Raw genomic sequence first — 23,406 nt, 5'->3', positions numbered from 1 at the left:
GGCGGCGGGAGGGCGGCTTGCCAGGCGCCGCTAGGAGAGCCAGACGGCCGTGTCGGGTGGCAGCGTGTCGCCGTCCAGCGGGCCGCTGCTCAGCAGCGGGCTGCCTCGCAGACCGAGTTCGGCCAGGCGTACGGGCCCGGAGCCCAGGTTGACGGCGCAGGTCAGCTGCCCGCGCCGGAAGGCCAGGACGGGTGCGTCCGGGGCCGAGAGCCAGGTGGGCGGGGCCGCCGGGTCCGGTGCCGGATGAGCGCGGCGCAGCCGTAGGGCCGCCCGGTACAGGGCGAGCGTGGAGCGGGGGTCCAGGTGCTGTGCGGCGACGGTGAGGCCGGCCCAGTCCCCGGGCTGCGGCAGCCACGTGTCCCCGGGGGCCGCCGCGGTGAAGCCGTACGGTGCCCGGTCGCCGGACCACGGAAGGGGCACGCGAGCACCGTCGCGGCCGCGGTCCGTGTGGCCGGAGCGTTCCCACAGCGGGTCGCGGATGCGGTCGACGGGCACGTCGGCCTGCGGCAGTCCCAGTTCCTCGCCCTGGTAGAGGTACGCCGATCCGGGCAGCGCCAGCATCAGCAGCGCGGCCGCGCGGGCGCGGGCGAGGGAGCCGTACCGCGTGACGGGGCGGACCGCGTCGTGGCTGGAGAGCAGCCACGTGACGGCGGCACCCGGCACGGCGAACGAGCCGTCGATGACCCCGCGCAGCTCCGCCGGGTCCCACGCCGCCTCCAGGAAGGCGAAGTTGAAGGCCTGATGCATCTCGTCTGGCCGGATGTAGCGGGCCAGCCGCGCCGGGTCGAAGACCGCCGACTCCGCCACCATCACCCGCTCACGCGGGGCGACGGCGCCCGGCGGCGCGGGATGGGTGTCGAGCAGCGCCCGCCACTCGCGGTAGAGCGGGTGCAGTTCCTCCTGGTCGTAGTACGGCATCAGGTGGTTGCGCAGGGGGTCGGCGTGCTGGGCGGGGCCCGCGTCGGGCAGACCCTCCGCCTTGAACAGGGCGTGCGCCACGTCCACGCGGAAACCGTCCACGCCCCGGTCGAGCCAGTGGCGCAGGACGTCGGTGAAGGCGTCGCGGACCTTGGGGTTGCGCCAGTTCAGATCGGGCTGCTCGGGGGCGTGCAGATGGCAGTACCACTCGCCGTCCGCGACGCGTGTCCAGGCCGGGCCGCCGAACGCCGACTGCCAGTCGTTGGGCGGGAGTTCACCGTCCGCGCCCCGGCCGGTCCGGAAGAGGTACATCTCCCGCTCCGCCGTGCCCGGCCCGGCCGCGAGGGCGTCGAGGAACCACGGGTGCCGGTCGGAGGTGTGGTTCGGGACGAGGTCGACGATGAGCTTGAGGCCCAGCTCGTGGGCGCGGGCGGTCAGCCGGGCGGCGTCGGCGTCGGTTCCCAGGTCGGCGGCGACGCCCGTGTAGTCGGCGATGTCATAGCCGCCGTCGGCCAGCGGCGACGGGTAGAACGGGGTGCACCACACGGCGTCCGCGCCCAGGTCCCGGATGTGCTCCAGGCGCGCGGTCAGTCCCGGCAGGTCGCCCGTGCCGTCGCCGTCCGAGTCGGCGAAGGCGCGCGGGTGGACCTCGTAGCAGACCATGTCCTGCCACCAGCTCATGCGCGTGCTCCTTCGGGAAGGTCAGGGTCGTATCCGGTGAGGTCCGGGCCGAGGCCCGGCAGGGCCGCTCCGGGCGCGAGGACGCTCTGTTCCCGGCCGGTCGCGGCGGCGACGGTGGCCGCCTCGGCGACCGCGACCGCGGCGAAGCCGCTCACCGCGTCCGCCACCGGAGGCGTGCCCTCACGGGCCGCCCGCACCAGGTCGGCCATGGCCGCGCGCACGCTCTGGGCGTACACGTAGGGCTTGTTCGCCTCCCCGCCGAGGTCGAGGACGGCGGTGACGCGGTGCGGCACCGTGCGCTCCTCGCCCCGGCCGCGGGCCGGGGCGGCGGGGCCGGCGTTCCGTTCGACGTGGACGGTGATCCGTTCGCCGCCGTGCGGACGGAATCCCTCGACGGCCAGCAAGTCATGCTGGAGGGAAGGGAGTTCCTCCCATGCCTGGGCGTCCGTCTCGTCGGCCCACGCCGTGATCTCCCCGTGTACGGGGATCCAGCCGCTGATCCGCGTCTCCGCGAACCCGTGGTCCAGGCGCATGAGCTGCCGCTCGGCGCGATGGGCGTGGGTGAAGGAGTGCAGGTGCGAGGCGAGCACGCCGCCCGGGTGGACGACGTCGGCGCTGACCATGTCGACCGGGCCGCCGGGGCGGCCGACGGCGGTGGCCCGCACACTGAGCGGGTCGGAGCCGAGCAGCGTGCGGGCGGCGTCGAAGAAGTGGACGCCGTGCTCCACGAAGATGCCGCCGCTGTGCGCCGGGTCCCAGAACCAGTGGCCGGGGCCCAGGTCCTCGTCGGAGGCGTCGTTCTCGAACAGGAACCGGCGCGGGGGCGCGAGCAGTCCCCGTTCGGTCAGGTGCCGTACGGCCCGCAGCAGCGGGTTGTAGCGCAGCACGTGGTCCACGACCAGGGCGCGCCCGGCGAGCCGCGCCTCGTGGGCGACCGCCGAGGCGTCCTCGGTCGTGGTGGCGAGCGGCTTCTCGCAGAAGACGTGGCGTCCCGCACGCAGCGCGGCGGTGGCCATCGCGGCGTGGGTGGCGGGCGGCGTGGCGATCAGTACGGCCGCCACGTCGTCCCGTGCGAGGAGGTCGTCGAGCGAGCCGAGCGCCGGGACGCCGTGCCGCGCGCCGAGCCGGTCCGCGCGGCCCGGCGACGGGTCGGCGACCGCCGCCAGGCGCAGACCCGGCAGGCCGGCCACCGCGTCCAGGACGAACTCCGCGAAACCTCCGCAGCCGACCAGGCCGACACCGAGGGCGCCGTCACTCACGCCGTGCGCTCCAGGAGGGCGACGCCGATGTGTGCGTCGGCCATGCCGTAGAACACGTACAGCTCGCCGTCGATCTCCTCGATGGCCGTCGGGAAGACGACGTTCGGAACCGTGCCCGAGATCTCCTCCTCGGTCTCCGGCGCCATCAGCGGCTTGTCGGAGCGGGCGATGACCCGAGACGGGTCGGCCGCGTCGAGGATCATCGCGCCGGCCGCGTACGACACGTCCTGGTTCTGCTCCCACGGGTTCTCGATGTGGCCGGACACACCGTGGTGGATCAGCAGCCAGCCCTCGGGGACGCGGATGGGGGCGGGACCGCCGCCGATCTTCAGGGACTCCCAGGGGAACTCGGACAGGGCCAGCAGACGGTGGTCGCGCGGGCGGGTCAGGGCGCTGATGTCGGCCCGGACCTCGGCGACGGGTACGTAGCTGATCCAGATGCCGGGGCGCTCGTCGGTGACACCGGCGGGCAGGTGCACGCCCTCGCCCGGGCGGAACCAGCCGAGGTCCCACATCGGGCGGTGCAGCATCGCGTACGCCATCTCGCCGTCCGGGCCGGGGACCGGCTCGGGGAAGTGGACGACGTCCTTGTTCGGGAAGAGGTTGAGGTCGGTGTCCAGGTCCGGCTGGTACGCGAACTGGATCGGGCCGAGACGGGTCCAGTCGGTGAGGTTCTCCGAGACGGCGAGCGCGGGCTTCGGGCCGAGCGGGCCGTAGGCGACGTAGCTCATCACGTGCTTGCCGAGGGACGGGACCCAGGTGATGCGGGGGTCCTCGACGCCGGCGTTGTTCTTGCCCCGCTCCCAGCCCTCGTCGGGCGAGAGGACGGTGCCGCGGCGCTCGACGCCGTTGGGCAGGCCCGCCTCGTCGAAGGTGACCTCGGCGAGGCCGACGCGCGAGACGTTGCCCTCGGCGACCAGGCGCGGCAGCAGGTGCAGCCTGCCGTCCGGGGTGCGGCCGGAGGCGGGGTTCAGGACACCTTCGACCTCGTTCGCCTCGCCGGCCAGCGGGGACATGACCACGCCCTTGCGCACCATGCGGTAGGGGATGTGGGTGGCGACGGTGGTGTTGCTCATGGCGATTAGCCCTTTACTCCGGAGTCGATGTCGGTAGAGGTGAAGTGGCGCTGGAACAGCAGGAACAGGACCACCGCGGGGAGGGCCAGCACACACGCGCCGGCCAGCAGGGCACCGGCCGGGTTGGAGACCGTGCCCTGGAGGTTGGAGAGGAAGCTCGCCAGCGAGACGGCCAGCGGCTGCATGTCGGCGTCCTTGGTGACGAGGAAGGGCCACAGGAACTCGTTCCACGGCCCGATGAACGTCAGCAGGAGCGCGGTCAGCACGGCGGGCCGGGCCATCGGCAGCGCGATCCGCCACAGGATGCGCAGTTCGCTCGCGCCGTCGATGCGGGCCGCCTCGAAGAGGGACTGGGGCATCTGGGCGAAGAACTGGCGGAACAGGAAGACGGCCGTCGAGTTGATCGCGAACGGCAGGATCATCCCGAAGTAGTTGTCGCCGAGACCGTAGTCGCGGACGACCAGGACGTACAGCGGCAGGGTGAGGAGCTGGAAGGGGATCATCTGGACGAGGAGCAGGGCCGCGAAGACCGCGCCCTTGCCTCGGAAGCGGAGCTGGGCCAGCGCGTAGCCGGCGAGCACCCCGAACACGAGCGTGCAGACCAGGACGCCGATCGTCATGATCCCCGAGTTGAGCAGGGACCGGCCGAGCGAGATCGCGCTGTTGACCGCCGTGTAGTTGCCACCGGTCAGGCCGGACGGAACCGCGGCGGACAGGTCACCGACCGTCTTCCCGCGCAGCGAGCCGACGATCATGTAGTAGAAGGGGAACAGGAAGGCCACGGCGCCGAGCGACAGCAGGACGTAGCGGACGGCGCTGCCGGCGGACAGGCGGCGTGCGGGGCCGGGTGCGGTGGCGCTCATGTCAGTCGCCCCTCTCGGTGAGCTTGCGGGCGGCGAGCGACACGACCATGACGAAGGCGACGAGGACGACGCCGAGCGCGGCCGCGAAGTCGGGGTGACCCTGCTCGATGCCCTTCTGGTACATCAGCAGGACCGGTGAGGTGGAGGAGTGGTCGGGGCCGCCGCCACCGGTCAGCAGGTACGGCTCGCTGAACAGGTTGGCGCCGGTGATGATCGCGTAGATCACGACGAGCGTCGTCGCCGGCCGGACGCCCGGCACCGTCACCGAGAAGAACTGGCGCACGGGGCCCGCGCCGTCCATGGCGGACGCCTCGTACAGCTCCTTGCCGACGTTCTGCAGCGACGCCAGGTACAGCATCACGAAGAAGCCGAGCTGCTTCCAGGTCACGAAGACGGCGATCATCGGCATCGCGAGATGCGAGTTCACCAGCCACGACGGATCGGGTGCGTGCGAGCCCAGCAGGTGGTTGACGAACCCGTCCGACCCGAAGAGGAACTGCCAGACGGCGACCAGGGCCACGCTCGCCGTCACGTACGGGACGTAGAACGCGGCACGGAAGAAGGACCGGCCCCGTATCTTCGCGTTCAGCGCCGTCGCCAGGACCAGCGAGAGGCCGACGGTGAGCGGCACGTTGATGACCAGGAAGATCAGGATGTTGAGGAAGGCCTGGCCGACCACGGGATCGGTGAAGACGTCCCGGTAGTTCGAGAGACCCACCCACGGCGAGTCGATGTCGGTGCCCGGCGCGGTGAAGTAGAAGCGGTGGAAGGAGATCCACACCGTGTAGACCAGCGGGACGGCGAAGACCACCACGAGGAACAGCACGTACGGCGACACGAACAGCGCGCCGACCGCCGACCGGGCGCGGGCCTTGCGGCGAGGGGCGGACGCACGGGTCCGTACGGCGGCGGGCGCCGCATCAAGGTTCACGCTCATGACGGGTCCCCGTACTCGTTCAGCAGGTCGGTGATCTCGGACGAGGCGTTGCGCAGACCCGTCCGGGTGGATTCGCGGCCGAACACGACCGACTTCGTCCACTCGTCGCGGAAGGCCTGCCAGATGTCGATGGAGCCCGGCACGTTGGGCACCTCGACGACCCGCTCCGCCTGTTCGGCGAAGGCCTCGTACGTCGGGTTCGCCCGGAAGTAGCCGGCGTACTTCGACGTCAGGTCCTCACGCATCGGCATCTGACCGGTCGTTTCGAGGAACGCGCCGTCCTGCGCGGTGGAGGTCGCGAACTTCAGCACGTCCCAGGCCGTGGCGCGGTTCTCGCAGGAGCTGAACATGGCCGCGGACTTCTCGTCGCTGAAGGAGTGCTTCCCGGCGCCGCCGTCGGCGGTCGGGACCGGCGCGACACCGATGTCCACGCTGTCCTTGTACGCGGACACGGCCCACGGCCCGACCGTCGCCATCGCGGTCTTCCCGTCGCTCATGGGGTCACCCGGATAGGCCTCCTGCGGGGCCAGCTTCTCGGCGTACAGCGAGCGCCAGAAGTCCGCGACCCGGTGACCGGCGGCCGAGTCGAACTGCGGCTTGCCGTCCTCGATCAGCTGCTTGCCGCCGCTCTGCGCGGCGAACGCCGGATAGAAGTCGTACCAGGGCTGGAAGAAGTCGCTGCTCGGCGAGGGCCAGATCGCCGCCTTCGCGGCGCCGCTGCGCACGAGCGTGCGGGACGTGTCGAGGAACTCCTCGTACGTGGCGAGCTTCGGGTGCTCCGGATCGAGTCCGGCCTTCGCGAACAGCTTCTTGTTGTAGAGGATCATGACCGGGTTGCTCTTCCACGGCAGCTGGTAGAACGCGCCGTCGGTGGAGCGGTACTGCTCGGTCAGGGCACCGCCCCGCCCGGTGATGTACTTCTCGCCGTCCGGGAAGTCACTCAGGGAGACGAGTCCGTTCTGCTTCTGGAACGTCGGTACCGCCGCGGGCGAGGTGTTGAAGGCGAGACAGGCCGTCGTCCCCGCGATGATCGAGGCGCTGATGGCCTCCTCGGACGTCTTGCCTGCCGGGATCTGCTGCGCGGTGACGTGCTGGTCGGGATGGCGGTCGTTCCATGCGGAGACCATCGCCCTGCCCCACTGCACCTCCTGCGCGTTGTTGGACAGCCAGACCGTGATCGGACCGCGCGCCGCAGCGGCGGCGACCGGATCCGGAGCCGGCCGGCCGCAGGCCGTCGCCGCGCCCGCGAGGGCGAGTACGAGCAGCGCGTACGCCGTTCTCCTCAGCATGATTGATCTCCGAACTGTTCACGTGCGGCCTCGTCGCCGCACGGAATTCCCGGTCGCCGCCGGCACGACCGATGGATGGCCCCGTGTCACACCCGGGGCGCGGGCCCCATGGAGGCGCGGGGAACGAACTGGGCCGGGGGCAGCCGCACATGATCGGCGGCGCCTTCGGCGATGACCGCGTCCAGGGCCCGGGCCGCCGCCTCGCCCCAGCCGCGGGCGTCCGCACGGGCGGAGGCGAGCGGCGGGTAGCTGTACCGCGTCAGGGGGGCGTCGTCGTAGCCGACCAGCGACAGCTGGTCCGGGACCCGGACGCCCAGTTCCTGGGCGACCGAGAGACCGGCCATCGCGGCCAGGTCGTTCCCGTAGACGATCGCGGTCGGCGGTTCGGCCGACGTCAGCAGCTCCCGGGTGGCCCGGGCGCCGCCTTCGGGGCTGAAACCGCCGGGCAGTACCCGTCCCTCGGGCAGGCCGAGGGCGTGCAGCGTCGTCTCCCACGCCGTCCGGCGCCGGTGGGCGTGCAGGAGTTCCTGCGGCCCCTCGACGTGGGCGATGCGACGGTGGCCCAGCTCCGCGAGGGCCCGGACGGCGGCCGTGTAGGCGGGCTCGTCGTCCAGACTCACCGCGGGCAGGCCACCGCCCCATTCCGGCTGACCCACCACGACGGCGGGCAGACCGAGCTCCCGCAGGAGCGGGGGGCGCGGATCGTCGCGGCGCAGGTCGGTCAGGAGGACGCCGTCCACCTGCTGCTCCGCGGCCAGCCGCCGGTACACGGCCTGCTCCTGGCCGGGTGTGGTCACGTGGACCATGAGCCCGTCGCCCCGTTGGCCGATGACGGCCTCGACGCCGGCGATGAACGCGGGGAAGAACGGGTCGGCCCCGATCTCCTCCGCATCGCGTGCCAGGACCAGGCCGAACGCTCCGGCCTTGCCCAGGGAGAGCGCCCTGGCCTTGCGGCTGGGGGTCCAGCCCAGTTCCTCGGTGGCGGCGAGGATCCGGATCTTGGTCTCCTCGGCGACACCGGGGCGGTCGTTCAGGGCGAAGGAGACGGTGGCACGTGAGACACCCGCACGTCGTGCGACGTCCGCGATGGTGGGCTTGCGTGCCATGGCGCCAGGACTCCCTTGTCGGCGGGTCGGTGACGACCCGCCTTCAAACCGGTTTGATTGACTGAAGGAGGCCAGCCAAACCGGTTTGAGTGCATGGCGTCAAGGCTTCGAGGTCTGTGATCCACGTCACCCGACCGGGTGGGGAGTGGCCGCGTTCGGCCGGGGAGCGCGCCGTGGGGCCGGGGCGAGTGGCGCGTGCGCGCGGGGCGCCGGGTGCTGCGCCGTTCCGGGCCCCGGTCGGTGTGGGGGGTCCGGATGACGGCGAACGGGACGCGTGCGAGGCGGCCTTGTGGATGCAGGAACTCAAGTGCCCTTATGTGAGGGCAAGTTGACATGCCGGACCGGCCTCGCTCGCGTGTGGATGCTCTCGCGTCACGAGCCGCTCGCCGTCATGTGCCCTCCAGTGCAAGGGAGTTCAGATCCTCCCCAACAGCCGTCGTCGATGGCCGGACCGGTCCGTCCGCGGAGGCAGGCGGACCGGTCCGGCGTCGGATCAGGCCGCCTGGAGCACGTCACAGGAGCAGTGGCGGAACTCCAGACCGAGCTCGCGGTCCACGGCCGCGCTCGAACGCGTGGCGGCCTCGGCGACCTTCTCCCAGGAGCCGTACTTCAGATAGAGCTGGTCCGCTGTCGGGCCGAGCGGGTTGCCGTACTTCTTCTGGTTGCGTGCCTCCAGTTCGGCGACCTGCTCCGGGGTCATGCCGGCCCGGATGACGTCCTTGGCGTCGTTGCGCATCTGGACCAGTGCGCGGGCGATGTCCTCCTCCGAGCGCCCTTCGGCGCGCATGGCGCACTCCGTGCGCTCCATGTCCACGAGGAGCTGGTGATAACGCATCCGCTGGTCACGGGCGATTTCCCGCTCCTCCGGCGTTTCGCTCCGGATCAGGCACACGACCGGTTCCGGGCTGGTGCAGGCGCCGTGGTCCGGGGCGGCCTGGGAGACAGGCGCGACGATCACCGAACCGCAGGCGGCGGCCGATCGGCACGGCTGGGCCGCCCGCTCGGCGGCGGAGGCGGGCTGGAGGGGGAGGAGGACGACCTGGGCGACCAGCAGGGTGGGAACCACGCGGCGGGTCAGCGAACGCAGACTCTTCAGTGACATGCGCTGATCGTTCGGCAGACCAGCACGGGAACCTGAGCCCGGCGAGGCCGAAACCACCCCCGTGGGCTGCGGACTCCACTCCGCGGAGTGAAGCGGGAGCGCCGGCGGCGCGCCCGCGAACAGGTCGCAGGCACGGGCCGTCTCTGCCGCCCGGCCGGCTACCAGCCGGTCCAGAGCAGGTGGTTGACCGTCAGGGCCACGACCGCCTGCGCGGCCAGCCAGCCGCGCCTGCCCGGTGCGGGCAGGAGGGCGGCGGCGGGGAGAAGCCAGAGCATGAACGGCTGCCAGATGCGTTCCGTCTCCGCCTTGCTCATTCCGGACAGGTCGGCCGCAAGCAGAGCCAGGAGCGCCGCCGAGACGAGCAGGACCAGGGCCTGTGCGGGGGCCGTTGTCCCGGATCGCACGGTGCGTACCGCCCCGGGAGCCCCCGCCGTACTCCGGCGCAGACCCGCGAGAGTCGCCGGTCCGATCGCGATCGCGGTGCAGGCGAGGTTGGCCCAGACCCAGTACCCGTAGGGACGGACGCCACCGGCTCCCTGGTAGTAGCGCTCGACGAGCAGGTGGTACGCCTCCCACCAGTTGAAGCCCGCGAGCGTGAAGGCGACCGGAACGACCAGGGCCCCCAGCGCGAAGAGGGGGAGCGGCCGGAGGGTGCGGGTGAGGACGAGGACGGCGAGGAGCGGGATCGCGATGAGTGTCAGACCGTAACTGAGGTAACACGTCAGCCCGTAGAGGAGACCGGCGCCCGACGCGGCGGCTGCGGGGCTGCGGACCGTGCGCGTCGCGGCCAGGGCCAGCAGCGCGACGGTCCAGGCGGCCACCGCGGTGAAGTAGCCGTCCGCGGAGGTGCCGGCCCAGACCGCGACCGGTGCGAGGACGACGAACGGCGCGGCGCGGCGGGCGGTGTGCTCGTCCGCCAGGGTGCGGACGGTGATCAGGACGGCCACCGTGGCCAGGGCGCCGGTCACGATGCACCAGACCCCGGCCCAGGCGCCGCCGCCGAGCCCGACGCGGTCCAGCAGGACGAAGGTGAGCGTGGCGCCCGGCGGGTGTCCGGCGACATGGGCGGGCCAGTTGTCCGGCTGCCCGGCCAGGATGTGCCCGTTGAAGCCGCGCAGGGCGGCGCCGATGTCGTCGAAACGGCCGATGACCCGCAGGTACTCGTGTTTCGTGGTGAGCCGTTCGGCGATCCCGCGGTCCCAGCCGTCGATCAGTGCCAGCGAGAGGACCCAGGCGAGCGAGGCGGCGTAGCAGCTGAGAAGCAGCGCGCGCCAGCGCAGCCGGCCGGCGAGGACGGGGCCGTGGGCGATCACGGCGACGGCGACGGCGGGCGCCGCCAAGGTGCCGGGCCCGACGTGCGGATACCAGTGCGCGAGCAGCGGCGGCCAGTGGACGACCAGGGTGCGGAGCGGGTCGTCGAACGCCCTGCCGACGAGCACGGCCGCGGCGACGAGTACGACGCCCGCGGCGGCGGCGGCCAAGTCGCGGCGGTGCCCGGGGGGCTGTGCGGGGAGCGGCTCGGTGGCGGGTTCGGTACGGTCCTCGGTCTTCACGCAGGCACCGTACGCACGGCGGGGCGCCGGGCACGCCCCCTGACGGGGCGCGTCACCGAACCGTCAGATTCCCGGCCCTCCGGGGCGTGGCTGCCCGTGCCCTCGCAGGGGTGACGTCATCCTTTCGTCAGGAGTCGTAACCGCCTCACCCCTCCGTCCCCGGCATAGCGTCGGGGCATGGGAGACAGCCGTCGGCAGAGTCCGACCCCACCCGCGTTCCTCTCCCGCCTCCTCGGCGGAGGGGCGACGACGGTCCTCGAACACCTGCCCTCCGCACCGGGGTTCTGGCGCAGTCCGGTGCGGGGTGTGCGGTTCACCGCGGTGCTCGGCCTCGTGCTGCTCGCCGGGATCACCGTGCTCTTCGTGACCGGCCTGCTGTCGTACGCCGCCTACAACCCGGACCTGAACCCGGTCAACGACAAGACGCCGGACAAGGGTCTGCTGGGCTTCTACCTCTTCTCCTGGCCGACCGGTCCGCACTGGCTGTACCGGCTGACGCAGGGGCTCCACGTCACCCTCGGGATCGTGCTCGTGCCCGTTCTGCTGGCGAAGCTCTGGTCCGTCGTGCCGAAGCTCTTCGCACTGCCGCCGGTCCGTTCCGTCGGGCACGCGCTGGAGCGGATCTCCCTGCTTCTGCTGGTGGGCGGGGCGTTGTTCGAGTTCGTCACCGGGCTGCTCAACATCCAGCTGGAGTACCTGTTCCCCGGCTCCTTCTACCCGCTGCACTTCTACGGTGCGTGGGTGTTCTTCGCCGCGTTCCTCGCCCATGCCGGGCTCCGGGCGCCGCAGGCCGTACGCGTCCTGCGGTCGGGCGGGCTCAGCGGGAAGGTGCCGGACGATCCGCTGGAGTCGCCCGCACCGGCGCCGCCGACGCTGTCCCGCCGCGGGGCGTTGTCCGTGGTCGGTGCCGGTTCGCTGGTCCTGCTGATCACCTCCGCCGGGCGGAGCTTCGACGGGCCGCTGCGGCGTCTGGCGGTGCTCACTCCGCACGGCGCGGCCGAGCCGGGCTCCGGGCCGGGCGGCTTCCAGATCAACAAGACGGCCGCCGCGGTCGGTGTGACGTCCGCCGATACGGGGGAGGGCTGGTGGCTGACCGTCAGCGGGCCGGCCGGGGACCTCCGGTTCACCCGGGAACAGCTCCTGGCCATGGACCAGTACAGTGCGGCGCTCCCGATCGCGTGCGTGGAGGGCTGGTCCACCTCGGACCAGTGGTGGCGCGGGGTGCGGCTGAGAGATCTGGCCGCGCTCGCCGGACATCCGGACCGGCCGCCCGGCGTCCTGGTGGAATCACTGCAGCGCAGCGGGCCGTTCCGCCGGGCCGCCCTGCGCGACAACCAGGTGCGCGACCCGCGCTCCTTGCTCGCGTTGCAGGTCAACGGCGAGGACCTGACACCCGATCACGGATATCCGGCACGGATCATCGTCCCGGCCGCTCCCGGCGTACTCAACACCAAATGGGTGTCCCGGCTGACCTTCGGAGAGCTGTGAACAGGGCGAACCCGCGAGTGGTCCTGCGACGGTGGTACGGGGAGGGGCCGCTGCACCTGGTGCTGATGGCCGCGTCCTTCGCCCTGGCCGGCTATGCGGGCGTGCGGCTGCTGGCGGGGGACACGTTCGGCGTGATCGTGTGGTTCGTCGGCGCCGCCCTCGTGCACGACCTGGTGCTCGTACCGGTCTACGCGGGCGCGGACCGGCTGCTGTGCCGGTCGGTCGGCCGGCGCTCCGGCCTGGTCAACTTCGTCCGGGTGCCGGTGCTCCTCTCCGGTCTGCTGCTGCTCATGTGGTTTCCGCTGATCACCCGGCAGACGGAGCGTTACGAAGGCGCGAGCGGACTGTCTCCCGACGTGTTCCTGGGGAACTGGCTGCTGACCACGGCCGCGCTGTTCCTGGTGTCCGGCGTCTGGCTGGCCGTCCGGATGCTGCGGCAGCGGCGCAGGGAGACGAACGAGCGGCCGTCCGCGTCCCACTGATCGACGGAGTGCAGCCCGTGGGGACGGGCATACCTCAGCAGGGCGGCGGTGCCGAGCCGGGCCCACGGGAACGGGGCTGCCGCCGCCGGTGTGGTGGCGGCCGCGCCCCCGTCGTCCAGCTGCACCCGGACCCGCTCGTCGATGTCGTGGGGTGCGGTCTCGGCGATGAGGAGTCCGCCCGGGGCCAGCAGGTCCGCCGTGCGCCGCAGCAGGCCGGACGGGTCGCCGCCGATACCGATGTTGCCGTCCAGGAGCAGCACGGTGCCCCAGCGGCCCTCGCCCGGGAGCGGTTCGAAGACGGAGCGGCGCAGCGCGGAGCCGCCCAGCCGCAGGGTCCGGTCGACCGCGGCCTCGCTGACGTCGATGCCGAGCGCGCGGTGGCCGCGGGCCGCCAGCGCGGCCACCAGCCTCCCGGGCCCGCAGCCGATGTCCAGGACGGGGCCCTCGCAACGGCGCAGTGCGGACAGGTCGGCGGCGTCCGCGCCGGCACACCAGCGCTCCACTTCCAGGGGCAGCAGCCAGCCGTCCGCACGGCGCAGGAACAGCGGACCGTGTCCGTTGCGCAGGGCGTTGGCGTAGGGATCGGTGCCCCATGAGCCGGTGTCCCACGCGGTGACGTCCTCGTGCGGGCGGTTCAGCACGCCCGGATCGCGGCCTGTGCGGTTCATCGGACGGCCGCCCGGGTCAGCCGGGCCAGTTCGGCGGCGAACCGTCCGTGCGGTGCGCGTGCGGCGACGTACGTGGCGTCGGCCGCGGTGTCCACGTCCCGCAGCAGGGGAAGGTCGCGGACGGACAGTCCGGCGTCGACCAGCCGGCGCCGCTGCACCGAGCCGGTCTCCGGCACGGACATCGGCACGCCCCGCAGGAGCCCGGGGTCGGGTTCGGCCAGGCCCAGCGCCCAGAACCCGCCGTCCTCGGCGGGACCGAACCAGGCGTCACAGCCGTCCCAGCCGGTGGGGGAGAGGGCGGGGGCCAGATCGGCCGCCGTGAACTGCGGGGTGTCCATGCCGATCAGGAGGGCCGGACTGGTGCAGGCGCCGAACGCGGCGGCCAGCCGTTCGTCGAGACCTCCCGGGCCCTGGGCCACGACCTCGATACCGGGCGGCAGCCACGGCCCGGGCCTCCCTTCGAGGACGACCACCCGCCGCGCGGCGGGCAGCGCCCGGACGGTGCGCAGGGTGTCGGCCAGTGCCGCCTCGGCGAGGCGCGCGGCCTCGGCGGGGGAGAAGGGCGGGGTGAGCCGGGTCTTCACCCGGCCGGGCAGCGGTTCCTTCGCGATGACGAGGAGGGTCGTCGCGCCGGCCGGGGCCGGGCGGTCCGCGACGGACTCGGACGCGTTCACCGCAGGGCCCCCGTCCGGACCGGTGGCTCCGCCAGGACGGCGCGCATGTCGCGCACCGCGTGCCAGGTGCCCCGCCAGGTGCCGGTGACCTTCGACTTCCCCGTCCGGGCGAGGTAGGGGACGTCCGTCTCGGCGACGCGCAGGCCCGCGTCGGCCGCACGCACCACCATCTGGAGGGGGTATCCGCTGCGACGGTCGGTCAGCCCGAGTGCCAGCAGATCGGCCCGGCGCGCGGCCCGCATCGGTCCCAGGTCGCGCAGCCGCAGACCGGTGCGACGGCGCAGCATCCGGGCCAGTGCCGCATTGCCCGCCCGTGCGTGCAGCGGCCAGACGCCCGCTCTCTCGGGGCGACGACGGCCGAGCAGCAGGTCGCTCTCCCCGCCGGCGACCCGGCGGACGAACCCCGCCAGCAGCCCGGGATCCAGCGAGCCGTCACAGTCGCAGAAGCAGACGAACTCCGCCTCGGAGGCGAGCAGCCCGGCGTGACAGGCCGCGCCGAAGCCCCGCCGCGGTTCATGCACCACCGTCGCGCCGAGAGACCGGGCCAGCTCCGCCGAGCCGTCGGTCGAACCGTTGTCCACGACGATCGCCCGCCAGCCGGGAGGGACCGAGGCCAGCACCGCGGGCAGGGCGGCGGCCTCGTCCAGACACGGCAGGACGAGGTCGGCGCGGGGGCCGGATGTATCGGAGGAAGGAATCACGCGGCTCACCCTACGGAGAGAAAGCCGACAAATCGGGTTCCGGGATCTTACGAAACGTGGACGTCGGCAGGCGGCGGACCAGGAGGGTCCGTGCTCCATCTCCGCAGGTGCCAAGGTGGTGGCATGCAGCCGACCCCGGACGCCTCGCAGCGCCGCCCCGCCGCCCGCGGCCACGTCCTCGTCGTGGACGACGACCCCACGGTCGCGGAAGTCGTCACCGGCTACCTGACCGGAGCCGGGTACGAGGTGGCGCGGGCGTCGAACGGCCCGGCCGCGCTCGAACAGTACGCCGCCCGGCGCCCGGACCTGGCCGTCCTGGACCTGATGCTGCCGGGCATGGACGGATTCGAGGTCTGCCGCCGCATGCGGGCGCAGGGGCCCGTGCCGGTCATCATGCTCACCGCGCGCGGCGACGAGGACGACCGCATCCTCGGCCTGGAGACGGGGGCCGACGACTACGTCACCAAGCCGTTCAGCCCCCGCGAACTCGTCCTGCGTGTCGACTCCGTGCTGCGCCGCGCCCGGGCAGCCGCGACGCCGCCCGGCCGCCCGGCACTGATCGAGGGCGCCGGTCTCGTCCTGGACCCGTCGGCCCGGAGCGCGACGTTCGCGGGCCGGGCGCTGGCCCTCACACTGCGGGAGTTCGACCTGCTCGCCTTCCTCCTGCGCCATCCGGGCCGGGCCTTCACCCGGGAGGAGCTGATGCACGGGGTCTGGGGCTGGGACTTCGGCGACCTGTCGACCGTGACCGTCCACGTGCGCCGCCTGCGCGGGAAGGTCGAGGCCGACCCGGCGCGCCCGGAGCTGATCCGGACGGTCTGGGGCGTCGGCTACCGGCTGGACCTGCCTTCGGCCCGGACCGCCGGACCCGCCGCTCCCGCGGATCCGGGTCCGGGGGAGCCGTCATGACCGACATGCTCCTCATCGCGCTCTTCGCCTTCCTGGGCGCCGCCGCTGCCGGACTGCTCGGCGCGATCGTGCTGCGGATCTCCCGGCACCGTTCGCTCGTCGTCTCGCTGACCGTCGTCGCCGCCGTGGCCGTCACCGCGATGCTCGCCGGCACCCTGACCGTCGCCTGGGCGATGTTCCTGTCGCCGCACGACCTCACCGTGGTCACCACCGTCGTCGCCATGGCCGCCGTCGTCTCGCTCGTCACCGCGATGCTGCTGGGCCGCTGGGTGGCGGCGAGGAGCCGCGATCTGACGCTGGCCGCCCGTTCCTTCGGCGACGGCGGGACCTTCGCGGCCCCCGAGGCCCCGGCCACCGCCGAACTCGCCGCGCTCACCCGCGAACTGGCCGCCACCAGCGCCAAGCTCGACAGTTCGCGCGAGCGGGAGCGTGCCCTGGAGACCTCGCGGCGGGAGCTCGTCGCCTGGATCTCGCACGACCTGCGCACCCCGCTCGCCGGTCTGCGTGCCATGTCCGAGGCGCTGGAGGACGGCATGGCCGTCGACTCACGGCGCTATCTGCGGCAGATACGCACCGAGGTGGAGCGGATGAACGACATGGTCGGCGACCTCTTCGAACTCTCCCGCATCCACGCCGGTTCGCTCACCCTGGCCCCCACCCGGATGTCCGTCTACGACCTGGTGGGCGACGCGCTGGCCGGCGCGGATCCGCTGGCCCGCGAGCACGGGGTGCGGCTGGTCGGCGACCGGATCGAGGCGGTGCCCGTCGAGGTCGACGGCAAGGAGATGAGCCGCGTTCTGGGCAATCTCCTGATCAACGCCATCCGACGCACTCCCGCCGACGGCACGGTCGCGGTGGCCGCGCACCGCACGGGCGGCGGGGTGGTGCTCTCGGTGACCGACGGCTGCGGCGGGATCCCGGAGGAGGATCTGCCCAGGGTCTTCGACACCGGCTGGCGCGGCACCCACGCCCGTACGCCTCCGGCCGGGGCGGGACTCGGCCTCGCCATCGTGCGCGGGATCGTCGAGGCGCACGCTGGCCGGGCGGACGTCCGCAACGTCACCGGCGGCTGCTGCTTCGAAGTGACGCTGCCCGTGGCGTGAGGGTCATCCCGCCCCTGGCGGCTGCTGCTTCGAATCGACGCTGCCGGTGGCCCGAGGGTCACCCCGCCCCCACCCCGGCCCCCTCGCGCAGCGGCGCCGCCGCGAACCGTGCCATTCCCTCGGCGAACCCCATCGCAGGCTTCCAGCCCAGCTCCTCGCGCAGCCGTCGCGAGTCCGCCGTGACATGGCGTACGTCCCCGAGCCGGTACTCACCGGTGACCACCGGGGCCGGGCCCCCGTGGGCCGAGGCCAGGGCGGTGGCCATCTCGCCGATGGTGTGCGGCTGCCCGCTCCCGGTGTTGTACGCGGCGAAGGTGCCGGGTCCGCGTGCCGCGACCGCCTCCAGCGCGACCGCGTTCGCGGCGGCCACGTCCCGTACATGGACGAAGTCCCGCCGCTGGCCGCCGTCCTCGAAGACGCGGGGCGCCTCGCCCCGGGCCAGGGCCGAACGGAAGAAGGAGGCGACACCGGCGTACGGGGTGTCGCGGGGCATGCCCGGCCCGTACACGTTGTGGTAGCGCAGCGACACCGCGCGCCCGCCCGTCGCCCGCGCCCAGGAGGAGGCCAGGTGTTCCTGGGCGAGCTTGGTCGTCGCGTACACGTTGCGCGGGTCCACCGGCGCGTCCTCGCCGACGAGTCCGGGGACCAGATCCGTGCCGCAGGAGGGGCAGCGGGGCTCGAAGCGGCCCTCGGCCAGATCGGCTTCCGCCCGGGGGCCCGGCCGGACCGGGCCATGGAGGCGGCAGTCGTACCGGCCCTCCCCGTAGACCACCATCGATCCGGCGAGGACCAGGTTCCGCACCCCCGCGCCCGCCATCGCGGCGAGCAGCACGGCCGTTCCGAGGTCGTTGCACCCCACGTAGTCCGGCGCGTCCGCGAAGTCCTTGCCGAGGCCGACCATCGCCGCCTGGTGGCAGACCGCGTCGATCCCGCACAGCGCGCGGTCCACGGCCTCGCGGTCGCGCACGTCCGCCACGACGAACCCGCCGCCGGCGCCGGGCGGCACGGCGGCGCCGGCTCCGTGCGCCGAGGGAAGCAGGGCGTCGAGCACCACCGCCTCGTGCCCGGCCGAAACGAGGGTCCGCACGATCTCCGAACCGATGAACCCGGCGCCGCCGGTGACCAGTACCCGCATGCCACCCACCGTAGGCCGCGCGGGACGGGCCGGGCGCCGGCGACGCGGCACGTCACAGGACCGTAAGGGAAAGGCAGGTACGCCGGGCCGCGGCCGGGTCATGACGGTGAGCCGGCCGCGGAAGCCCGGTCAGACGGGCAGCCGGGCGAGCAGCCCGGTGAAGTCCGTCCCGGGCGGCAGCGTTCCGAACGCCAGACCGCGGTCGCCGGCCAGCCGGGACGCGCAGAAGGCGTCGGCGACGGCGGCCGGCGCGTGGCGCACGAGCAGGGAGCCCTGGAGGACGAGCGCCGCGCGCTCGATGACCCGGCGGGCGCGGAGCGGCGCGTCCTCGGTGAGGGTGAGTTCGCCCTGGAGCTCCCGCCAGGCGGAGTCCAGGCGGCGGTCGCCCCCGGCGGCGGCCTCGATCTCCGTGCGCAGGGCCTGGAGCGACTCCGGCTCACGCGCCAGGGCGCGCAGCATGTCCAGGGCGTTGACGTTGCCGGAGCCTTCCCAGATGCCGTTGAGCGGGGCCTCGCGGTAGAGGCGGGGCATGCCGGACTCCTCGTCGTACCCGTTGCCCCCCAGGCATTCGAGGGCCTCGGCGACGGCAGCCGGCTGACGCTTGCACACCCAGTACTTGCCGGCCGCGGTGGCAAGCCGCAGGAAGGCGCGCTCCTGGGCGTCGCCCTGCTGAGCGCGGTCCGCAGCCCCGGCCAGGCGCAGCGCCAGTGTGGTCGCAGCCTCGGACTCCAGCGCCAGATCGCCGATGACGTTGCGCATCAGGGGCTGGTCGATGAGCTTCGCCCCGAACACGGACCGGTGACGTACGTGGTGCGTCGCCTGGGCGAGCGCCGCACGGGTGCCCGCGGCGGAACCGAGGACGCAGTCCAGACGCGTCATGGTGACCATGTCGATGATGGTGCGCACGCCCCGGCCCTCTTCGCCGACGAGCCAGGCCACCGTGTCGTCGAACTCCGGCTCGCTGCTGGCGTTGGAGCGGTTGCCGAGCTTGTCCTTGAGGCGCTGGATCCGGAACGTGTTGCGGCTGCCGTCCGGCAGGACCCGCGGGACCAGGAAGCAGGACAGGCCCGCCGGGGCCTGGGCGAGGACGAGGAAGAGGTCGTTCATCGGGGCGCTCGTGAACCACTTGTGGCCACGCAACCGCCAGGTGCCGTCCGCCTGTTGTACGGCGGCGGTCGTGTTGGCGCGCACATCGGTGCCGCCCTGCTTCTCCGTCATGCCCATGCCCGCGAGCAGCCCCGGCTTCTCGGCGGGGGTGCGCAGCCCGGACTCGTACACGCGGCTGGTCAGCAGGGGTTCGTACGTCTTGGCGAGGTCCGGGGCGTGGCGCAGGGCGGGGACCGCCGCGTACGTCATCGAGACGGGGCAGCCGTGGCCCGCCTCCGTGCTGCTCCACACCATGAAGCCCGCCGCGCGCGCCACGTGCGCGCCGGGACGTTCGTCGGCCCAGGCGGCGCCGCCGAGGCCTTCGCTGATCGCCACGTCCATGAGGGCGTGGTACGAGGGGTGGAACTCGACCTCGTCGATCCGGTTGCCGTAGCGGTCGTGGGTGCGCAGCCTCGGCTCCTGGCGGTTCGCCTCGTCCGCCCAGCGCTGCGCCTCCTCGCTGCCGGCGCGGCGGCCCAGCCGGTGCAGGTCGTCCAGGTACCACGCGGCGCCCTCGCGGCGGACGCCCTCGATCAGCACCGGGTCGTCGGCGACATCGTGGCCGGTCAGCGGCGGCGGCTGGTTCGTCACCTCGTGGGTGGTGGCGGTGGGACGGCTGTGGGGTGCGGGCGACGCAGGCATGGGGAGCCCTCCTGGGCAGGACGGATGACGGATCAGGGGTGCGCGGACGAGGGGGCCGCGCCCGCGCAGCGCAGCGCCATGGCGGTCAGCTCGGCGAGGATGTCCCGGTCGTCCCCGGCCGGTGCGCCGAGCGGTGCCACGAGGACCTCGCCGATCGCGCCGGTGAGGGCGGCGGCGGTGACCTCCCCGTTCTGGGGCGGCAGCAGGCCCTGCGCCATGCCCTCGCGGATCACCTCCGCGAACAGCGCGCGGTAGCGCCGACGGAAGACGAGCCGCTCCGCGCCGACCGCGGCGTCGGCCGGCGCGGCGAGCAGGGCGTGGGCGAGGCCGCGGCTTTCGAGGGCGCGGCGGGCGAAGACCCGGACGCCGTCGGCGAGCCGCTCGACCGGGGTCCCGGAACCGTTCAGCACGGATTCGAGGACGTCCACCTCGTGCCCCGCCGCCCGCCGGAAGACCTCGACCGCGAGAGCGGCCTTCGACGCGAAGTGCTGGTACACCGAGCCCGCCGCGATGCCCGCGGCGTCGGCGACCGCGGTCACGGACGCTCCTGACCAGCCCACTTCGGCGACGACATCGGTCGCCCGGGCGACGAGATGCTCACGGGCCGATTCGAGACGCTGAATTTCGGCTGGGGTCTTGCGGTAGGCCATGAAAGAAGTGAACCATCATTCATAGTTTCCCGACAAGGGCCGGACGCCCCGGCCCGCGATCCCAGGAGAAGGCGTGCACCTCAGTGCCATGCTGGACAGCGTCGTCCGCTCGGCCGGCCGCAAGGAAGCCCTGGTCCACCGCGACCGGCGATGGAGCTACGGCGAGTTCGGCGCCGCCGTCCGCCGTACGGCGACCGTGCTGCGGGAAGCGGGTCTCGGGCCCGGGGACCGCCTGGCCGTGATGACGTACAACACCCCGGCCTTCCTCTTCGCCGCCTTCGGCGCCTGGCTGGCCGGTGCCACGCTGGTGCCCGTCAACCACAAGCTGCAGACCGCCGAGGTGGAGCATCAGCTACGGCACTGCGGTGCCCGGCTGGCGCTCGTCGACCAGGAGATCGGCGAGCGGGCCACCGGCGCGGCCGTCGAGGTGCGCTGGCTGGTGAGTCATCCCGACGCGCCCGCGGGCGAGCCGCCCGCCGGGTCCTTCGAGGCGCTGATCGCCGGGGCGGCCGAATGGGAGGGCGAGCCCGGGCCCGACACCGGCATCGCCCAGATCCTGTACACCTCGGGCACCTCCGGCCGCCCGAAGGGCTGCGTGCACACCCATCGGGGCATCGCCCTGACCGCCACGTACACGGCGGCCACCCTGCCTCTCCGCCGCGACGAGCGGTTTCTCGTCTGCATGCCGATCTGGCACGCGTCCCCGCTCAACAACTGGGCCATGGGCACCCTCCTGCTGGGCGGCACCGTCGTGCTCCAGCGCGAGTACGATCCCCGCGTCATGCTGGAGACCGTCCAACGGGAGCGGATCACCGCGGTGTTCGGGGCGCCGATCGCGCTGATCGCCCCGGTGCAGGCGGTGCCCGACTTCGACACGTACGACCTTTCCTCGGTCCGGTCCTGGATCTACGGGGCGGGACCGATGGACGCGGACACGGTCCGCGGGCTGATGAAGGCGTACCGCTCGGAGAACTTCCACCAGGTCTACGGCATGAGCGAGATGGGACCCGTGGGTGCCTCGCTGTCGCCCGGCGAGCAGGTGGAGAAGGCGGGTTCGATCGGGCGCGGCGGCATGGTCGGCGTCGACCTGCGCATCGTGACGCAGGACGGCACGGACGCCGCCGCGGGCCGCACGGGGGAGATCTGGCTGCGGTCGGACACCCGCATGGTCGGGTACCTCGATGACGAGAAGGCCACCGAGGAGGCGTTCCTGGGCGGCTGGTACCGCAGCGGCGACCTCGGCCGGGTGGACGAGGACGGTTTCGTCACCGTCGTGGACCGCCTCAAGGACATGATCATCACGGGTGGGGAGAACGTGGCCTCCCAGGAGGTGGAGGGCGTTCTGCGCGGTCACCCCGACATCCTGGACGTGGCCGTCGTCGGCCGTCCGCACGAGCAGTGGGGCGAGACCGTGGTCGCGGTCGTGGTGCCGAGGAGCGACGCCGGGCCGAGCCTGGCCGATCTGCGGGAATGGCTGGAGCCGCGCCTCGCGCGCTACAAGATCCCGCGCGAACTGGTCCTGCGGCCGGAGCTGCCCCGGACGCCTTCGGGAAAGGTCACCAAGCACGTGCTGCGCAGCGGTCTGACCGGCTGATCGCCCGCTGCCCGTCCTCGCGGCCGCGCTGCTCGCCCTGTCGGCGGCGCGCGCCGGGGCGTACCGGCAGCCCAGGTGCCGTCGTCGGCGTTCCGGCCGGCACCGAACAGGCGGTGCCGGACGAGGCGCTCGCCTCCTCCGTGGTGGACCCGATCGGCCGGGCGGGGGTCCCGTCGTGAGCCGGCGGGGCCGCTCGCGCGACCGTCCGCCTTCCCGCCCCGCACCGGTGCGGAGCGGTCGCCCGGCCGCGCCCTCCTTCCGTCCGCCGCTGTCGCTGTGCAGCCGGATCTGCCGCATGCCGTCCTCCAGGGGCCTTGCGCCCCGCCCCTGTTGAGCCTTGTTGGGTCCCTGGCCAGGGAATTGGCCAGGGGCCGGCCCGTCCCCTGGCCACTTCCGGAATCTTTTCCTCCAGACCCCTTGCCCCGTCGCGACGCTATATCGATACTGCCGGTTACGTAATCAACGTCGATTGTGGGAGGAACCCCATGGCCGCCACCGTCACCACCGATGGCCCGAAGCCCGTACTCGACAAGCCGCTGATGCGCTACGGCCGCCGGACCCTGGAGCGCCTCGCCCCCGGTGCCGAGCCCGTGCAGTACCGGATCCTCGGCATCAGCCCGCTGACTCCGCACATCGGGGCGGAGATCAGCGGCGTCGACCTGTCCCGGCCGCTCGACGAGGCGACCGCCGCGGAACTGCGCCAGGCGCTCAGCGAGTGGAAAGTGATCTTCTTCCGCGGGCAGACGGGACTGGAGCCGCAGCACCACCTCGACCTGGCCGCGGTCTGGGGGCCGCCCGAGGCCAACCCGTTCTTCCCGAAGTCCGGGACGGCGGGCGTGTCGCGCCTGGCCAAGGACGCCATGGCCGTCGGCAACGAGAACATCTGGCACAGCGACCACTCCTTCATGGCCGCACCCGCGCTCGGCTCGGTCCTGCGCTCCGTCGAGGTGCCGGCCGCCGGGGGCGACACCATGTGGGCCGACATGGGAGCCGCGTACGACAACCTCTCCGACGCGATGAAGACCCGCATCGAGAACCTCACCGCCGTGCACGACTGGGTTCCCAGCTGGGGATCGACCATGACCGAGGAGCAGATCGCGCACTTCCGCGAGAGCCTGCCGCCGGTCGAGCACCCCGTCGTGGTGCGCCACCCGCGCACCGGCCGCAAACTCCTCTACGTCAACGAGCCGTTCACCACCCGCATCGTGGGCCTCTCCGACGCCGAGAGCCGTGAACTGCTGGACGAACTGGTGCTCCAGGCCCGCGTCCCCGAGTTCCAGGTCCGTTTCCACTGGGAGCGGGACTCCGTGGCGATCTGGGACAACATCGCCACCCAGCACTACGCGATCAGCGACTACTTCCCGCAGCGCCGGGTGATGGAGCGCATCGCCGTCGCCGGAGTGCCGCTCTCCTGAACCGCCCGGGTCCGC

At 72.9% G+C, this 23,406-nt stretch carries 20 protein-coding genes; 5 read left to right on the top strand and 15 right to left on the bottom strand.

Annotated elements, in window-relative coordinates; translation table 11 throughout:
• Window positions 1-30: 30 nt before the first annotated feature.
• The 9 genes from ACIQMX_RS31850 to ACIQMX_RS31810 form a co-directional block, all read right to left on the bottom strand.
• Window positions 31-1,599: a glycoside hydrolase family 13 protein gene (locus ACIQMX_RS31850; RefSeq protein WP_402483293.1), complete on the bottom strand. Its 1,569-nt coding sequence runs from the start codon at window positions 1,597-1,599 to the stop codon at window positions 31-33.
• The gene (locus ACIQMX_RS31845; RefSeq protein ID WP_402483291.1) at window positions 1,596-2,858 is read right to left on the bottom strand and encodes a Gfo/Idh/MocA family protein; all 1,263 of its coding nucleotides are present in this window, start codon (window positions 2,856-2,858) and stop codon (window positions 1,596-1,598) included. The genes ACIQMX_RS31850 and ACIQMX_RS31845 overlap by 4 nt, the downstream gene beginning before the upstream one ends.
• Window positions 2,855-3,934 (bottom strand): glycosidase, encoded by a 1,080-nt coding sequence (locus ACIQMX_RS31840; RefSeq protein ID WP_402483289.1) that lies wholly within the window; start codon window positions 3,932-3,934, stop codon window positions 2,855-2,857. Before ACIQMX_RS31840 ends, ACIQMX_RS31845 begins: the two co-directional genes overlap by 4 nt.
• A gap of 5 nt (window positions 3,935-3,939) precedes the next feature.
• Window positions 3,940-4,797, bottom strand: coding sequence for a carbohydrate ABC transporter permease (locus tag ACIQMX_RS31835; RefSeq protein ID WP_363076761.1), 858 nt, complete (start codon window positions 4,795-4,797; stop codon window positions 3,940-3,942).
• Between the two features lies 1 nt (window position 4,798).
• The gene (locus tag ACIQMX_RS31830) at window positions 4,799-5,734 is read right to left on the bottom strand and encodes a sugar ABC transporter permease (protein WP_363076759.1); all 936 of its coding nucleotides are present in this window, start codon (window positions 5,732-5,734) and stop codon (window positions 4,799-4,801) included.
• Complete coding sequence (locus ACIQMX_RS31825; RefSeq protein ID WP_402483285.1) at window positions 5,731-7,023, bottom strand: extracellular solute-binding protein; 1,293 nt, start codon at window positions 7,021-7,023, stop codon at window positions 5,731-5,733. Before ACIQMX_RS31825 ends, ACIQMX_RS31830 begins: the two co-directional genes overlap by 4 nt.
• Before the next feature lie 86 nt (window positions 7,024-7,109).
• Window positions 7,110-8,129, bottom strand: a complete 1,020-nt coding sequence (locus tag ACIQMX_RS31820; protein ID WP_363076755.1) for a LacI family DNA-binding transcriptional regulator — start codon at window positions 8,127-8,129, stop codon at window positions 7,110-7,112.
• A gap of 493 nt (window positions 8,130-8,622) precedes the next feature.
• A complete protein-coding gene (locus tag ACIQMX_RS31815; RefSeq protein ID WP_363076753.1) occupies window positions 8,623-9,231 on the bottom strand; it encodes a hypothetical protein in 609 nt (202 codons plus the stop codon).
• Between the two features lie 158 nt (window positions 9,232-9,389).
• Entirely contained in the window at window positions 9,390-10,784 is a 1,395-nt protein-coding gene (locus tag ACIQMX_RS31810; protein WP_402483282.1) for a hypothetical protein, read from the bottom strand.
• Window positions 10,785-10,961: 177 nt separating this feature from the next.
• On the opposite strand from ACIQMX_RS31810, the gene ACIQMX_RS31805 reads away from it, so the two are divergent.
• A complete protein-coding gene (locus tag ACIQMX_RS31805; RefSeq protein WP_402483280.1) occupies window positions 10,962-12,272 on the top strand; it encodes a molybdopterin-dependent oxidoreductase in 1,311 nt (436 codons plus the stop codon).
• 325 nt (window positions 12,273-12,597) lie between these two features.
• On the opposite strand, the gene ACIQMX_RS31800 is transcribed toward ACIQMX_RS31805, so the two are convergent.
• From ACIQMX_RS31800 to ACIQMX_RS31790, 3 genes are read right to left on the bottom strand one after another with little or no spacing between them, the layout of a single operon-like run.
• Complete coding sequence (locus ACIQMX_RS31800; RefSeq protein WP_402483277.1) at window positions 12,598-13,422, bottom strand: class I SAM-dependent methyltransferase; 825 nt, start codon at window positions 13,420-13,422, stop codon at window positions 12,598-12,600.
• Window positions 13,419-14,096, bottom strand: a complete 678-nt coding sequence (locus ACIQMX_RS31795; protein ID WP_402483275.1) for a DUF2064 domain-containing protein — start codon at window positions 14,094-14,096, stop codon at window positions 13,419-13,421. Before ACIQMX_RS31795 ends, ACIQMX_RS31800 begins: the two co-directional genes overlap by 4 nt.
• Window positions 14,093-14,797, bottom strand: a complete 705-nt coding sequence (locus ACIQMX_RS31790; protein ID WP_402483272.1) for a glycosyltransferase family 2 protein — start codon at window positions 14,795-14,797, stop codon at window positions 14,093-14,095. The genes ACIQMX_RS31795 and ACIQMX_RS31790 overlap by 4 nt, the downstream gene beginning before the upstream one ends.
• A 123-nt stretch (window positions 14,798-14,920) precedes the next feature.
• Between ACIQMX_RS31790 and ACIQMX_RS31785 the strand changes: the two genes are divergently transcribed.
• Complete coding sequence (locus ACIQMX_RS31785) at window positions 14,921-15,706, top strand: response regulator transcription factor (RefSeq protein WP_363076741.1); 786 nt, start codon at window positions 14,921-14,923, stop codon at window positions 15,704-15,706.
• On the top strand, window positions 15,703-16,809 hold the full coding sequence (locus ACIQMX_RS31780) for a HAMP domain-containing sensor histidine kinase (RefSeq protein WP_363076739.1): 1,107 nt from the start codon (window positions 15,703-15,705) through the stop codon (window positions 16,807-16,809). The genes ACIQMX_RS31785 and ACIQMX_RS31780 overlap by 4 nt, the downstream gene beginning before the upstream one ends.
• Window positions 16,810-16,867: 58 nt before the next feature.
• Here ACIQMX_RS31780 and ACIQMX_RS31775 read toward each other — a convergent pair whose 3' ends face one another.
• The 3 genes from ACIQMX_RS31775 to ACIQMX_RS31765 form a co-directional block, all read right to left on the bottom strand.
• A complete protein-coding gene (locus tag ACIQMX_RS31775) occupies window positions 16,868-17,944 on the bottom strand; it encodes an NAD-dependent epimerase/dehydratase family protein (RefSeq protein WP_363076737.1) in 1,077 nt (358 codons plus the stop codon).
• 129 nt (window positions 17,945-18,073) lie between these two features.
• Window positions 18,074-19,732, bottom strand: a complete 1,659-nt coding sequence (locus ACIQMX_RS31770; RefSeq protein ID WP_363076735.1) for an acyl-CoA dehydrogenase family protein — start codon at window positions 19,730-19,732, stop codon at window positions 18,074-18,076.
• Between the two features lie 32 nt (window positions 19,733-19,764).
• Entirely contained in the window at window positions 19,765-20,382 is a 618-nt protein-coding gene (locus tag ACIQMX_RS31765) for a TetR/AcrR family transcriptional regulator (protein WP_363076733.1), read from the bottom strand.
• A 73-nt stretch (window positions 20,383-20,455) separates the two neighbouring features.
• On the opposite strand from ACIQMX_RS31765, the gene ACIQMX_RS31760 reads away from it, so the two are divergent.
• Window positions 20,456-21,976 carry a class I adenylate-forming enzyme family protein gene (locus tag ACIQMX_RS31760; protein ID WP_402483267.1) on the top strand — a complete coding sequence of 507 codons (1,521 nt, stop codon included), beginning with the start codon at window positions 20,456-20,458 and terminating at the stop codon, window positions 21,974-21,976.
• A 485-nt stretch (window positions 21,977-22,461) separates the two neighbouring features.
• On the top strand, window positions 22,462-23,391 hold the full coding sequence (locus tag ACIQMX_RS31755) for a TauD/TfdA family dioxygenase (RefSeq protein WP_363076729.1): 930 nt from the start codon (window positions 22,462-22,464) through the stop codon (window positions 23,389-23,391).
• Window positions 23,392-23,406 lie beyond the last annotated feature (15 nt).

This window comes from Streptomyces sp. NPDC091416 (assembly GCF_044756845.1).
GTDB lineage: Bacteria > Actinomycetota > Actinomycetes > Streptomycetales > Streptomycetaceae > Streptomyces.
Note: the sequence above shows the minus strand (reverse complement) of the source record. Positions and strands in the feature narration are given on the sequence as shown.

Bases quoted from the DNA above. Each gene is read 5' to 3' on its own strand.
- ACIQMX_RS31775 (WP_363076737.1), bottom strand. From the start codon at position 17,944: ATGCGGGTACTGGTCACCGGCGGCGCCGGGTTCATCGGTTCGGAGATC.
- ACIQMX_RS31830 (WP_363076759.1), bottom strand. From the start codon at position 5,734: ATGAGCGTGAACCTTGATGCGGCGCCCGCCGCCGTACGGACCCGTGCG.
- ACIQMX_RS31800 (WP_402483277.1), bottom strand. From the start codon at position 13,422: ATGAACCGCACAGGCCGCGATCCGGGCGTGCTGAACCGCCCGCACGAG.
- ACIQMX_RS31835 (WP_363076761.1), bottom strand. From the start codon at position 4,797: ATGAGCGCCACCGCACCCGGCCCCGCACGCCGCCTGTCCGCCGGCAGC.
- ACIQMX_RS31805 (WP_402483280.1), top strand. From the start codon at position 10,962: ATGGGAGACAGCCGTCGGCAGAGTCCGACCCCACCCGCGTTCCTCTCC.
- ACIQMX_RS31820 (WP_363076755.1), bottom strand. From the start codon at position 8,129: ATGGCACGCAAGCCCACCATCGCGGACGTCGCACGACGTGCGGGTGTC.
- ACIQMX_RS31825 (WP_402483285.1), bottom strand. From the start codon at position 7,023: ATGCTGAGGAGAACGGCGTACGCGCTGCTCGTACTCGCCCTCGCGGGC.
- ACIQMX_RS31815 (WP_363076753.1), bottom strand. From the start codon at position 9,231: ATGTCACTGAAGAGTCTGCGTTCGCTGACCCGCCGCGTGGTTCCCACC.
- ACIQMX_RS31780 (WP_363076739.1), top strand. From the start codon at position 15,703: ATGACCGACATGCTCCTCATCGCGCTCTTCGCCTTCCTGGGCGCCGCC.
- ACIQMX_RS31770 (WP_363076735.1), bottom strand. From the start codon at position 19,732: ATGCCTGCGTCGCCCGCACCCCACAGCCGTCCCACCGCCACCACCCAC.
- ACIQMX_RS31840 (WP_402483289.1), bottom strand. From the start codon at position 3,934: ATGAGCAACACCACCGTCGCCACCCACATCCCCTACCGCATGGTGCGC.
- ACIQMX_RS31755 (WP_363076729.1), top strand. From the start codon at position 22,462: ATGGCCGCCACCGTCACCACCGATGGCCCGAAGCCCGTACTCGACAAG.
- ACIQMX_RS31765 (WP_363076733.1), bottom strand. From the start codon at position 20,382: ATGGCCTACCGCAAGACCCCAGCCGAAATTCAGCGTCTCGAATCGGCC.
- ACIQMX_RS31850 (WP_402483293.1), bottom strand. From the start codon at position 1,599: ATGAGCTGGTGGCAGGACATGGTCTGCTACGAGGTCCACCCGCGCGCC.
- ACIQMX_RS31785 (WP_363076741.1), top strand. From the start codon at position 14,921: ATGCAGCCGACCCCGGACGCCTCGCAGCGCCGCCCCGCCGCCCGCGGC.